The sequence below is a fragment of the Aureimonas endophytica genome (genome assembly GCF_014642635.1).
GTDB classification, from domain to species: domain Bacteria; phylum Pseudomonadota; class Alphaproteobacteria; order Rhizobiales; family Rhizobiaceae; genus Plantimonas; species Plantimonas endophytica.
Genome location: NZ_BMIQ01000008.1, coordinates 100,515 through 112,579 on the forward strand (window position 1 = coordinate 100,515; position 12,065 = coordinate 112,579).

General features: G+C 69.5%; 14 protein-coding genes. 9 read left to right on the forward strand and 5 right to left on the reverse strand.

Features of this window, described 5'->3' with window-relative positions:
- Positions 1-49 precede the first annotated feature (49 nt).
- A complete protein-coding gene (gene cysS, locus IEY14_RS21090; protein WP_188912051.1) occupies positions 50-1,480 on the reverse strand; it encodes a cysteine--tRNA ligase in 1,431 nt (476 codons plus the stop codon).
- 273 nt (positions 1,481-1,753) lie between these two features.
- On the opposite strand from cysS, the gene IEY14_RS21095 reads away from it, so the two are divergent.
- The 5 genes from IEY14_RS21095 to IEY14_RS21115 all read left to right on the forward strand — a co-directional run bounded on the left by IEY14_RS21095 (position 1,754) and on the right by IEY14_RS21115 (position 4,357).
- Positions 1,754-1,924, forward strand: coding sequence for a hypothetical protein (locus tag IEY14_RS21095; RefSeq protein WP_188912052.1), 171 nt, complete (start codon positions 1,754-1,756; stop codon positions 1,922-1,924).
- Between the two features lie 109 nt (positions 1,925-2,033).
- Entirely contained in the window at positions 2,034-2,462 is a 429-nt protein-coding gene (locus IEY14_RS21100; RefSeq protein WP_188912054.1) for an NUDIX domain-containing protein, read from the forward strand.
- A gap of 139 nt (positions 2,463-2,601) precedes the next feature.
- Entirely contained in the window at positions 2,602-3,045 is a 444-nt protein-coding gene (locus IEY14_RS21105) for a TIGR02301 family protein (RefSeq protein ID WP_188912055.1), read from the forward strand.
- A 96-nt stretch (positions 3,046-3,141) separates the two neighbouring features.
- Positions 3,142-3,408, forward strand: coding sequence for a hypothetical protein (locus IEY14_RS21110; protein ID WP_373289022.1), 267 nt, complete (start codon positions 3,142-3,144; stop codon positions 3,406-3,408).
- Between the two features lie 43 nt (positions 3,409-3,451).
- The gene (locus IEY14_RS21115) at positions 3,452-4,357 is read left to right on the forward strand and encodes a hypothetical protein (RefSeq protein ID WP_188912057.1); all 906 of its coding nucleotides are present in this window, start codon (positions 3,452-3,454) and stop codon (positions 4,355-4,357) included.
- A gap of 22 nt (positions 4,358-4,379) precedes the next feature.
- On the opposite strand, the gene IEY14_RS21120 is transcribed toward IEY14_RS21115, so the two are convergent.
- The gene (locus tag IEY14_RS21120) at positions 4,380-5,708 is read right to left on the reverse strand and encodes a dihydroorotase (protein WP_188912058.1); all 1,329 of its coding nucleotides are present in this window, start codon (positions 5,706-5,708) and stop codon (positions 4,380-4,382) included.
- Positions 5,709-5,788: 80 nt separating this feature from the next.
- Between IEY14_RS21120 and ygfZ the strand changes: the two genes are divergently transcribed.
- The 3 genes from ygfZ to IEY14_RS21135 are packed head-to-tail and all read left to right on the forward strand — an operon-like array spanning position 5,789 to position 7,820.
- The gene (ygfZ, locus tag IEY14_RS21125; RefSeq protein WP_188912059.1) at positions 5,789-6,643 is read left to right on the forward strand and encodes a CAF17-like 4Fe-4S cluster assembly/insertion protein YgfZ; all 855 of its coding nucleotides are present in this window, start codon (positions 5,789-5,791) and stop codon (positions 6,641-6,643) included.
- A 38-nt stretch (positions 6,644-6,681) separates the two neighbouring features.
- On the forward strand, positions 6,682-7,263 hold the full coding sequence (locus tag IEY14_RS21130; RefSeq protein ID WP_188912328.1) for a YfbR-like 5'-deoxynucleotidase: 582 nt from the start codon (positions 6,682-6,684) through the stop codon (positions 7,261-7,263).
- Positions 7,260-7,820 carry a tyrosine phosphatase family protein gene (locus tag IEY14_RS21135; RefSeq protein WP_188912060.1) on the forward strand — a complete coding sequence of 187 codons (561 nt, stop codon included), beginning with the start codon at positions 7,260-7,262 and terminating at the stop codon, positions 7,818-7,820. Before IEY14_RS21130 ends, IEY14_RS21135 begins: the two co-directional genes overlap by 4 nt.
- 23 nt (positions 7,821-7,843) lie before the next feature.
- Here the strand turns inward: IEY14_RS21135 and panB are convergent, their stop codons facing one another.
- Positions 7,844-8,662: a 3-methyl-2-oxobutanoate hydroxymethyltransferase gene (gene panB / locus IEY14_RS21140; protein ID WP_188912062.1), complete on the reverse strand. Its 819-nt coding sequence runs from the start codon at positions 8,660-8,662 to the stop codon at positions 7,844-7,846.
- Positions 8,659-9,519, reverse strand: coding sequence for a pantoate--beta-alanine ligase (panC, locus tag IEY14_RS21145; RefSeq protein ID WP_188912064.1), 861 nt, complete (start codon positions 9,517-9,519; stop codon positions 8,659-8,661). Before panC ends, panB begins: the two co-directional genes overlap by 4 nt.
- A 180-nt stretch (positions 9,520-9,699) precedes the next feature.
- On the opposite strand from panC, the gene IEY14_RS21150 reads away from it, so the two are divergent.
- Complete coding sequence (locus tag IEY14_RS21150) at positions 9,700-11,337, forward strand: hypothetical protein (protein WP_188912066.1); 1,638 nt, start codon at positions 9,700-9,702, stop codon at positions 11,335-11,337.
- Between the two features lie 3 nt (positions 11,338-11,340).
- Here IEY14_RS21150 and recO read toward each other — a convergent pair whose 3' ends face one another.
- Positions 11,341-12,063: a DNA repair protein RecO gene (recO, locus tag IEY14_RS21155; protein WP_188912068.1), complete on the reverse strand. Its 723-nt coding sequence runs from the start codon at positions 12,061-12,063 to the stop codon at positions 11,341-11,343.
- Positions 12,064-12,065 lie beyond the last annotated feature (2 nt).

The window sequence follows — 12,065 nt, forward strand, 5'->3', positions numbered from 1 at the left end:
TTAGTCCACTGAACTTAGTCCGGAGGGACCGTCTTCGCAATGCCGGACGTCAGACGCTTTCCCAGCTGGTCACCCGCTCGCCGGTGACCGGGTCCTTGCCGTCCTTCAGCTGCACGCCCTGTTCCAAGAGCCAGGCGCGGATGGCGTCGGCCGCCGCGAAGTCCTTCGCTTTCAGACGCTCCAGCCGCTCGGCGATGCGCGCCGCGATCTCCTCCGGCGCGACGGCAAGCCGCGCGACGGGCTGGGCGAGATCGAGGCCGATCAGCGCGGCGCTCGCCTTCAGCGCCGCCGGATCGGAGCGGCGCAGGACGTGGAGCTCGGCGATCGCCGCGGAGGTCGAGAGATCGTCGGACAGGGCCGCGACGAAGGCCTCGCTCGGCAGCGCCTCGCCGACGCCGGCGGTGGCCCGCCGCCAGCCTGCCAGAAGATCCTCGGCCTCCTCCAGGCGCTTGCGCGAGAAGTCGATCGGCTCGCGATAATGCGTCATCAGCATCGCCAGCCGCAGCACCTCGCCCGGCCAGCGCCGGCCGCCGAAGCGCTCGGTCTCGAGCAGGTCGTGGATCGTGACAAAATTGCCCTCCGACTTCGACATCTTCCGGCCCTCGACCTGGACGAAGCCGTTATGCATCCAGATCTCCGCCATGGAATGCGTGCCATGGGCGCAGCGCGACTGCGCGATCTCGTTCTCGTGATGCGGGAAGATGAGGTCGAGACCGCCGCCATGGATGTCGAAGACCGGACCGAGATAGGCCTCCGACATGACCGAGCATTCGATATGCCAGCCGGGCCGCCCCCGGCCCCAGGGACTGTCCCAGCCGGGCTCGTCGGCATCCGACAGCTTCCAGAGCACGAAGTCGCCAGGGTTGCGCTTGTGCGCCTCGACCGCGACGCGGGCGCCCGCCTGCTGGTCTTCCAGCCGGCGATGCGACAGCGCGCCGTAATCGGGCATCGAGCCGACATCGAACAGCACCTCGCCGCCGGCCGCATAGGCATGGCCGCGCGCGATCAGCGTCTCGATCATCGAGACCATGTCCGGCAGGCCGTCGCCGCGCGGCGCGACGAAGGCCGTGGCGCGCGGCTCGATCGTCGGCGCCAGCGCGCCGAGCGCGTCCGTGTCGCGGCGGAACTGCTCGGCCGTCGGCCCGGTGACGCGGGCGATCGCCTCGTTCAGCGGCAGGCCGGGAAAGTCGCGCGCCGCCCGCGCGTTGATCTTGTCGTCCACATCCGTGATGTTGCGCACATAGGTGACGCGCTCCGCCCCGTAGAGATGGCGGAGCAGCCGGAACAGGACGTCGAAGACGATCACCGGCCGCGCATTGCCGATATGCGCGAAGTCGTAGACGGTCGGACCGCAGACATACATGCGGACACGGCGCTCCGCCTCGGCCCGCGCGCCGTCGCGCCAGTCGAGCGGGCGGAACGCCTCCTTCGCCCGGGTCATCGTATTGGTGAGCCGCAGCCCGCGAAATCCGTCGTCCATCGGTCAACTCCAGGCTGGCCGGTATCGCTTCGGCCGCCACACCTGCCGCTAGAACGAAACTGCGCCGAAGGCAAATCCGATTCACGAAATCATAACATTCGAACACGATCCGTGTTCTTCACGGGCTGTGACCGCCGCGCCACGCTCGAATCGGAGAAAAAGATAAAATTAACGCTGTTTAGGTTGCGTTCATTTTACGCCACTAAACTGTCTCAATCAGGGGCTTTGCTCCCTCAGGTCATAAAGCAGTCTTTCCAGTCCGGAAATAAACCGATGTCGAAGAACGTCATTCAATTCCGCTCCAAGCATCAGCGCGAAAAGGAAGTCGATCTCCTGGCGAAGTATCGCGAGATCGGCATTGCCGCCATCGCCGCCGCCAACCAGTCGTTTCGCAAGGAAAAGGTGACGGTCGAGAAGCGCCGCGTCGTCCACCATCACGACTGATCTTCGCGGATCATCCGCGACGGCCGAGATCGGGCCGCCGAGCGAAACCGGCCGGCCCCGCGCCTTGCCAGGGCTTGCCCGCCGCCGCCGCCCCACCACATTCGCAGGCATGACGCGGTCCCCCATTCTCGGCGTATCGGCCTGCCTGTTCCGGGCTGGCCAGATCCTTCTCGTGGAGCGGCATCGGCCGCCTTACGAAGGCCGCTTCAGCCTGCCGGGCGGCCGGGTCGAATTCGGCGAGCCGATCGCTAGCGCGATCGCCCGCGAGGTCGCGGAAGAGACCGGCCTCGCCATCGGGCGCTTCGTCTTCCACTGTCTGCACGAGGCGATCGACGCCGATTTCCATGCCGTCATCGCCGTGCATCGCGCGGCGGAAGGGCTGCGCCCCGGAACCGAGCCCGTCGCCGGCGACGATGCGCGCTCGCTTCGCTTCGTGCCGCTGGAGGCGCTCGCCGCCATGGAGGCGGAAGGGCGGCTGACGGACGGCCTCCGGCGGGTCGTCGCAAGCGCCCATCGCGACCATCTCGCCGGCCTTTGAGGCTGCGCTTGCGGCGCCCCGCGCTATCATACGGAATCGACGCCCGCTGTTGCGGCAAGAGCGCATGCCGCCGTCGAAAAGGCGAAAATTCATCGGAAAGTCTTGCAATTGCGTTTACGAAGGTAAACAGCTTGCTGCAATGCACACGCTTCGCCACCTGTTGATCGGCATCATCGGCGCGTCGGCTCTCTTCGCCGGCAGCGCCCTGGCCGAGATTCCCGGCAAGAACGGCAAGGCCGAGGCAGGCGCCGAGGCGCCGGCCCCCGCGCCGGCCGCGCCGAAGGCGCCCTTCATGAAGCCGATGTCGCGCCTCGCCTCGATCCTCGGCTCGGTGCATTTCCTGCGCGAGCTCTGCGGCGACGAGAATGCCGGCATCTGGCGCGATCGCATGAACGATCTCCTCGCGGCGCAGTCGCCCGCTCCGGCCGAGCGCCAGCAGCTGATCGCCAGCTTCAACAGCGGCTATCGCGCCTTCGCATCGGTCTATCGGCGCTGCACGCCGGCGGCACGCATGGCGGTCGGACGTTATCAGGATGAGGGCGTCGCACTCAGCCGCGATATCGCCGGGCGCTTCGGAAATTAACGCTCCGATCAGGACTCTCGGATGGACGGGGTGACCCTGCCGCAGGTCGTGATAAGAGCTTAACGGGGCATGAAGCCGAAAGGCCGAATGAAAGGAATGCAGATGATCGATCCGCAGAACGTCGAACTCGACGCGATGATCGAGGCGGAAAAGAAGCAGGTCGCCTTCGAATATCACAACGAGGCCTGGGCCGACGGCATGTCGGACGGGATCGAGGCGGACATCCTCGCCGAGACCGCGATCTCCACCGCGCTGACCGAGCTCGTGCGCCTGCATGGCGAGGAGAAGGTCGTCGCCATGGTCGACAGCCTGCGCCAGCGCCTGCAACACGGCGAGTTCCGCCCCGAACGCAATCTGCATTGAGGTTGCGCCCGCCTTCGCCCGTGAAGGCGACGGAGACCCGTCCATGATCGTGCCTCGCTCCCTCGCCCGGCTGTCGCTCGCGACGGCCCTTCTTCTCGCCGCCGGCGGCGCTCCCTCCTTCGCCTTCTCGCAGATCGGCCGCCAGGACGGCACCGTCGCCGATCAGGACGGCGTGATCGCGGCGCCGCTGCCGCCGCTCGAAGCGCCGAAGGCCCCGCCCCCGGCCACGCAGCCGCCCGCCAGCGACGCGGCGGCGAACGCTCCGGCCCCGGCTCAGACCGACGGCGCGGCCGCGCCGATTGCGCCCTCCGCCCCGGCGCCCACCGCGCCGACGCCTCCCGCCGCACCGGCGACACCGCCTGTGGCGCCGGACGCGACCGGCACGCCCGCCGAGCCGCCCGTCGCACCCGGCGCACAGAAGGAAGAGGGCACGGACCCGGCGGCTTCGCAGGCCGCCGTGCCCAGCCCGCCCGCCGGGCCGCCGCCCGACGTCGTCTATGGCGATGCCGGCCTGCCCGCGCCGGTGCGCGACCTGCGCGCCAAGCTGATGGAGATCGCCAAGTCCGGCGAGATCGACAAGCTCCGCCCCTATATCGAGCCCGGCGAGGACGGCACCGTCCTCTCCTTCGGCGGCATCGACGGCGACCCGATCGACTATCTCAAGGCCGCCTCCGGCGACGGCGACGGCGTCGAGGTGCTCGCCATTCTGCTCGAACTTCTCGAATCGGGCCATATCCGCAGCGAGCCCGGCACCGAGAACGAGATCTATGTCTGGCCCTATTTCGCGGGCCTGCCGATCGACAAGCTGACCAAGCCGCAGAAGGTGCAGCTCTTCGAGCTCGTCACCGCCGGCGACTATCAGGAAATGCTCGGCTTCGGCGCCTACAACTTCTACCGCGTCGGCATCTCGCCGGACGGCAAGCTGCAATTCTTCGTCGCCGGCGACTGATCCCGCCGGAGCGAGCGGGCGCTCAGGCGCCCGTCTCGGCGAAGCGCACCGCCTCGCCCCGCGACGCCGCCACGATCTCCCCCTCCCACATCACGCGCGCGCCGCGCACGATCGTGCCGACCGGCCAGCCGGTGACGGCCTTGCCGTCATAGGGCGTCCATTGCGAGCGCGAGCCGATCCAGGAATTCTCGATCGTCCGGCGCCGCTTCAGATCGACCACCGTGAGATCCGCGTCGTAGCCGGTGGCGATCCGGCCCTTGCCGGCGATGCCGAAGATGCGCTGCGGGCCGGCGGAGGTGAGATCGACGAAGCGCTGCAGCGACAGGCGGCCGTTCGCCACATGGTCGAGCATCACCGGCACCAGGGTCTGGACCCCCGTCATGCCGGAGGGCGACGCCGGATAGGGCTTCGCCTTCTCCTCCAGAGTATGGGGCGCGTGGTCGGAGCCGAGCACGTCGATGATCCCCTGCGCGATGCCCTCCCAGATGCCGTCGCGATGGCGCGCGGCGCGCACCGGCGGGTTCATCTGGAGAAGAGTGCCGAGACGCCGATAGTCGTCGGCGGTCATCGTCAGATGGTGCGGCGTCGCCTCGGCGGTCACCAGCCGCTTGTGCTGGCCGAGAAACGGGATCTCCTCGGCGGTCGAGATATGCAGCACATGGATCCGCGCCCCCACCTCCTCGGCGATGGCGACGAGCCGCCGCGTGCAGGACAGGGCCGCCTCCTCGTCGCGCCAGATGGGATGGGAGGCCGGGTCGCCCTCCACCCGCTCGCCCAGCCGCTCGCGCAGGCGGAACTCGTCCTCGGAATGGAAGGCGGCGCGCCGCCGCGTGCGCTTCAGGATCGAGCGCACGCCCTCGTCGTCCTCGACCAGGAGACTGCCGGTGGAGGAGCCCATGAACACCTTGATGCCGGCCGCGCCCGGCAGGCGCTCCAGCTCGGCCACGTCGGCGGCGTTCTCGCGCGTGCCGCCGACCCAGAAGGCGAAGTCGCAATGCATGCGGTGCCGCGCCCGCGCCACCTTGTCGGCCAGAGCCGCCTCGTCGGTCGTCAGCGGATTGGTGTTCGGCATCTCGAAGACCGTCGTCACGCCGCCGAGCACCGCCGCGCGCGAGCCGGTCTCCAGATCCTCCTTATGCGTCGCGCCGGGCTCGCGGAAATGGACCTGGCTGTCGATGACGCCCGGCAGGATGTGAAGACCGGCGCAGTCGACCACCTCGCCGGCGCGCTCCGCCGCGATTTGGCCAATGAAGGCGATGCGCCCGTCGCGGATGCCGATGTCGCGAAGGCCCTCGCCATCGTGGTTGACGACCGTTCCGTTCTTCAGAACCGTATCGAAGGTGTCCGTCACGAGGGCTGCTCCAGCTTGTCGCCGATCGTCCCGGGGATTACGTAGGCTGCGCCTGCAAAGCAAGCGAGGCAATGCCATCCATGCCCCAGACCCTTCTCGCGGACCGCGCGACGCTCGCCGTTTCCGGCGAACAGGCGGCCGAATTCCTTCAGAACCTCGTGACCTCCGATATCGAGGCGCTCGGCGAGGCCGAGATGCGCCCTTCGGCCCTTCTGACGCCGCAGGGCAAGATCCTGTTCGACTTCCTCATCGGCCGTGGGCCGGACGGCGACTTCCGGCTGGATGTCGCGGCCGGCGCGCGCGGCGACCTCGCCAAGCGCCTGACGCTCTACCGCCTGCGCGCCAAGGTCGCGATCGCGCCGCTGGACGAGCCGGTGCGCGCCGTCTGGGACGAACCGGTCGCGGCCGAGGGCCTCATGGCCGATCGCCGCTTCCCGGAAGCGACGGTCTATCGCAGCTATGGCGAGGCCCTTTCCGGCATCGAGGACGGGACGGCGGAGGATTTCGCCGCCCGGCGCATCCGTGCCGGCATCGCCGAGGCGGAACGCGACTTCCCGGCCTCCGACGTCTTTCCGCATGACGTGCTGCTCGACCAGAACGGCGGCGTCTCCTTCCGCAAGGGCTGCTATGTCGGCCAGGAGGTGGTGTCGCGCATGCAGCATCGCGGCACGGCGCGGCGGCGCCTGATGCTGGCGGCGGCGGACGGCCACCTGACGCCCGGCGCCGAGATCCTCGCCGAGGGCAAGCCGATCGGCACGGTCCTTTCCAGCATCGGCGAGGACGGCATCGCCATGGTGCGGATCGACCGACTGGCGGAAGCCTTGGCCGGGGACGCCTCGATTGCCGCCGACGGCGTGCCGGTCGAGCTGACGATTCCGGCCTGGGCTGGCTATGCCCTGCCGCGATCCGACGCGCCCATGGCGGGCGACGCGTGAGCGCATCGCCGGCCGCCCGTCCCCGCGTCTGGCAGCGCATGCTGTCCGGCCGGCGCCTTGATCTCCTCGATCCCTCGCCGCTCGACATCGAGATCGAGGACATCGCGCATGGCCTCGCCCGCGTCGCGCGCTGGAACGGCCAGACGACCGGCGACCATGCCTTCTCGGTCGCCCAGCATTCGCTGATCGTCGAGACGATCGTCGCGGCGGTCGACCCGCGCCCCCTCGCCCGGCTGGCGGCACTGCTGCACGATGCGCCCGAATATGTGATCGGTGACATGATCTCGCCCTTCAAGGCGGTGATGGGCGGCGACTACAAGCAAGTGGAGAAGCGCCTGCAACTGGCGGTGCATCTGCGCTTCGGCCTGCCGCCCGAACTGCCGAAGGAGCTGGAGAAGACGATCAAGGCGGCCGATCGCCTTTCCGCCTTCCACGAGGCGGTGCTGCTCGCCGGCTTCTCCCGGGCCGAGGCGGGCACCTTCTTCGGCCAGCCGAAGCGCGCGCTCCTTTCCGAACAGGATTTCATGCCCCGGCCGGCGGCCAGCGTCGGCGCCGAATTCATCGCGCGGTTCCAGGCGCTCGACGCCACCACCCCTTCCAACAGGACGATTTCCCGATGACCTATCTCGTCGTTTCCTCGCTCGCCGATCTGCCGGCGACGGTGGACACGCATGGCGCGCGCGATGTCGTGACGCTCATCAATGTCGGCACGCCGGTGACGCGTCCCGACCCGATCGCCGAGGACCGGCATCTCTTCATCGGCGTCAGCGACATCGTGGAGCCGATGGACGGAATGATTCTGCCGGATACGAGCCATCTCGACCGGCTGCTCGACTTCGGGCGGCGCTGGGACCGGCAGGCGCCGCTGGCGATCCATTGCTTCGCCGGCATCAGCCGCTCGACGGCGGCCGCGTATATCCTGGCGCTCGCCATCAATCCCGATCTCGACGAGCAGGCCCTGGCCGAGGAGCTGCGCCGCCGCGCCCCGACCGCGACGCCCAATGCCCGCCTCGTCGCCCTCGCCGACGAGAAGCTCGGCCGCTCCGGCCGCATGATCGCCGCGATCCGCTCCATCGGGCGCGGCGCCGACGCCTTCGCCGGCACGCCCTTCATCCTGCCGCTGGTGCTGGAGGCCGAGGCGCTGGCGGACATGCCGGTGGTGCAACCCGTCGGCTGAAGCCGCCGGCGACCGGGCCCGTCTCAGTCCTTCGGCTGATAGACGTTGTCCGGTCCCGGAAAGCTGCGATCGCCGACCGCCGCGGCATAGGCGGCGATCGCGGCGTCCGCGTCCTCGCCGAGCGATCCGAAGCGCTTGACGAAGCGCGGCACGCGCGGCGACAGGCCGAGAATATCTTCCAGGACGATGATCTGACCGTCGCAGCGCGGCGACGCGCCGATGCCGATGGTCGGGATCGGAATGGCCGCGGTGATCTCGGCGGCGAGCGGTTCGACGATGCCTTCGAGCACCACGGCGAAGGCCCCCGCCTCCGCCACCGCGATCGCGTCGCGCCGGATGCGGTCCCAGTCGGCGCGGGCCCGCCCCTGCGTGCGGAAGCCGCCGAGCGCCATCACCGCCTGCGGCGTCAGGCCGATATGGGCGACGACCGGCACGCCGCGCGCCGCGAGAAAGGCGACCGTGCCGGCCATCGCCTCGCCGCCCTCGAGCTTCACCGCCGTGCAGCCGGTCTCGCCCAGCACCCGCGCCGCGCTGCGGAAGGCCTCGTCCGGCCCCGCCTCGTAGGAGCCGAAAGGCAGATCGACGGTGACGAGGGCGCGGGCGGCGCCGCGCATCACACTCCGCCCGTGGAGGATCATCATGTCCAGCGTCGCGCCGAGCGTCGAGGCCATGCCATGCTCGACCATGGCGACGCTGTCGCCGACGAGGATGAGATCGGCATGGCGATCGACGAGGCGCGCGGTGAGCGCGCTATAGGCGGTGATCGCCACGATCGGGCGGCCGCCCTTGCGCGCGGTGATATCGGGCACGGTCAGGCGCTTGCTGACGACTTCGGCGCTCATGGGCCTTCCTCCGTCACGAGTTCCATCTGGTCGATGAGGACGACGGCGCCGAGCCGGGCCGTGACGAGAAGCACCGCCGGCGCGGGACCGACCCTTTCCACCGGCCGCAGCGTCGCGCTGTCGCAGAGATCGGCTGACACGAGGGCGATCGAGGGCTCGGCGCCGATCGTCGCCGTCAGCGTGGCGAGAAGCCGTTCCACGTCGCGCTCGCCATCCGCGAAGCGCGCGGCGGCGGCCGCGAGGCCGCGATGGAGGACCGGGGCGGCCTGCCGCTCCTCGGCCGACAGGCGGACATTGCGCGAGGACATGGCGAGCCCGTCCGCCTCGCGCACCGTCGGCACGCCGACGATCGCGACGCGCATCGACAGGTCGCGCACCATGCGGCGGACGACGGCCAGCTGCTGGAAATCCTTCTCGCCGAAATAGGCGCGGGTCGGCTCGGCGATGTTGAAGAGCTTCGTCACCACCGTCGCGACGCCCCGGAAATGGCCGGGCCGCTGGCGTCCGATCAGAAGGTCCGACAGCGATTCCACCTCGACATGCGTCTCGATCGGCTGCGGATACATCTCGCGCACATCGGGGGCGAAGACGAGATCGACGCCATGCGCCCGGCAAAGCTCCAGATCGCGGTCTAGATCGCGCGGATAGGCGGCGAAGTCCTCGTTCGGGCCGAACTGCGTCGGATTGACGAAGATCGAGACCACGGTGACGGCGTTCTCGGCCCGGGCGCGATCGACGAGCGTCATATGCCCCCGATGGAGATAGCCCATCGTCGGCACGAGGCCGATGGCGGCTTCGGCCCGGCGCGCGGGCCGAAGCGCCTCGCGCAGATCGGAAAGGGTGGTGATGAGTTGCACGGCGCGAAACGGACCCGGCTGCGTTAACGGTCGGGCTTTGCCATCTTTCGGTCCTCCCGTCACGGCAAAAGCGTCCGGACGCGACCGGACACCGGCCCCGACGCGCCCCCTTTTCGCCCGCGACGCGACGGGCTACCAGTTCGGACGCATTTCGTTCGCCCGGGTACGAGGGAAAGTTTCATGCGCATGATCAGACGCCTGACGCTGGCGCTCCTGGTTTCGACGGCGCCCGCCATGGCGCAGGCGCCGAGCCCCGAACCGGCGCCCGCCGGCACCGACGAAGGCGCGCGCGGTCTCGTCCAGTCGCTTCTGCCCTATTTCGGCCAGGCGGCGTTCGACAAGGGCGTCGTGAAGGTCGCGCCGGATCCGGCCGGCTATCGCATCACTCTCGATCCGCAGGGCGTCGTCGCCGCGCTCGCCTCGAAGTCGCCGGGCAATATCCGCATCGCGCCCTATTCCCTCGTCGTCAGCCCGCGGGCCGACGGCAACTGGAACACGTTCTCCGATGCCGCCATCAGCTTTTCCGGCACGGTAGAGGCGCCCGAAGGCAGCCAGACGATCCGCTACGAATTGGGTCCGCAGGTCTTCAAGGGCGTCTTCTCGCCGCCGCTTGCCGCGCTCCTGTCCGGCACGGGCAGCGTCGAGCGCACCGAGATGAGTTCCGCCGATAAGAACGGCGGCAAGGTCGAGATGCGGCTCGGCCGCATCGATCTGTCGGCGACCGGCGCGCCGAACGCCAAGGGCGGCGCCGATATCGGCGTGAAGCAGACGGGACGCGATTTCGCCGAGACGGTGAGCGTACCCCAGGCCGGCGACGGGGCGGTAAGCGGCATCAGCTTCGACGTCAAGGCGGCGACGCTCGCCTCCGACCTTTCGGCCGTCGCGGCGCGCACGCGCCCGATCCTCGACCTCTATGCCTTCATGCTCGCCCATCCCGAATTCCTGGAGGGCAAGCCCGGCGACGCGCGGCTGTCCGCCGGCCAGGAGGAGTTCAAGACGAAGCTCCGGGCCCTCCTGCCGCTTTGGGACGATCTCCGCTCGACCTCGGAACTCGGCGGCATCGCGGTCACCTCGCCCTTCGGCACTGCCAAGGCGGCACGCTTCGCCGGCACCATGACGGCGAGCGGCATCGCCAGGAGCGGCAGCTTCACCTATGCCTTGGGGATCGACGGACTCGAACTCGCCTCGCCGGCCATTCCCGCCTGGACCGCCGCGCTCTTGCCGCGCGACATCGCCCTCCGGTTCAAGGTCGACAATCTCGATCTGGAGACGCCGGCCGGGATCGCTCTCGCCGATCTCGACCTGACGCGCGCCGAACCCTTGAGCACCGAGGCGAAGGCGCGGATCACAGAGGCCTTCGACACCAATCCGCCGCGCTTCCTTCTGGAGGAGAGCCGCATCAGGAGCCGCGATCTCGACCTCCTCCTGTCCGGCTCGGTGGCGATCGCCGCCGGCAAGCCCTCAGCCTCGCTGCGGATCGAGGCGGCGGGCCTGGAAAAGACGATCGAGTCCCTGAAGCAGACGGCGGGCGACGCGCCGGAGGTCAACCAGCTGATCGGCGGCCTCTCCATGGCAAAGGGCTTCGGCAAGACGCTGGCCGACGGGCGGGTGCAATGGATCGTCGACGCGGCCTCCGACGGATCGGTGAAGATCAACGGCTTCGAGATCAAGGGGCCGGATCCGGTGACCGCTCCCGGCGCGGCGGATGACGGGGACGAGGACGGCGAGGACGAAGGCATCGCGCCGGACGGCGAAGTGCCGATGGATCAGGCGCCGACCGACGACAATGCCCTGCCCTCGACCCCGCCGCAGCCGTGACGCTCAGGTCGCGGCACCGATCGCCGCGATCAGCGCCGCGCGCGACGGCGGCTCGGCGATGCCGCGCGGTTGCCAGACATGGCGGGCGAGGAAATAGCCGGTGAGGCGGAAGCCCGCCGCGATCTCGCCCGGCGCCGGCCGGAGCGCCGGGTCGCGCAGGAAGAGCGGCAAGGGCAGGAGCTTGTCGCGCCAGGGCTCGCCCGGCTCGCGGCCGACCGCCCGGCCGGATTTCGGCGAGACATAGACGAGATCCTCCGTCGCGCCGGTGGCGGCGCAGGCGGCGAGATCGAGGCCGAAGCCGAGTTCCTCCAGCAGCGCCACCTCGAAGCGCAGGACCAGCTCGCCGCTGCGCGCCGCGTTGTCGAAATGGTCGAGGATCAGCGAAAGGCCGTCGTAAAGGCGCGGATGCGGATCGCGCTCCGGCAAGAGCCGCAGATGGCCGGCGAGAAGCTGGATGCCGTGCAGCGCGACGGCGCTTTCCATCAGCCGCGCGGCGCGCAGCTCGGCCGGCTCCACGACATAGGTGCCGAGCTGCTCGTCGATCCGGGCCCGCCAGGTCGCCTCCACCTCGTTGCCGGGCTGGAGCACCGGCTGGAGCCGGCGCGAGCGGCCGCCGCGCACGATGCCGAGATGGCGCCCGCGCGAGCGCGTCATCAGTTCGGCGATGACGCTCGTCTCGCCATGGCGGCGCAGGCCGAGAACGATGGCGGATTCACGCCATTCCATCG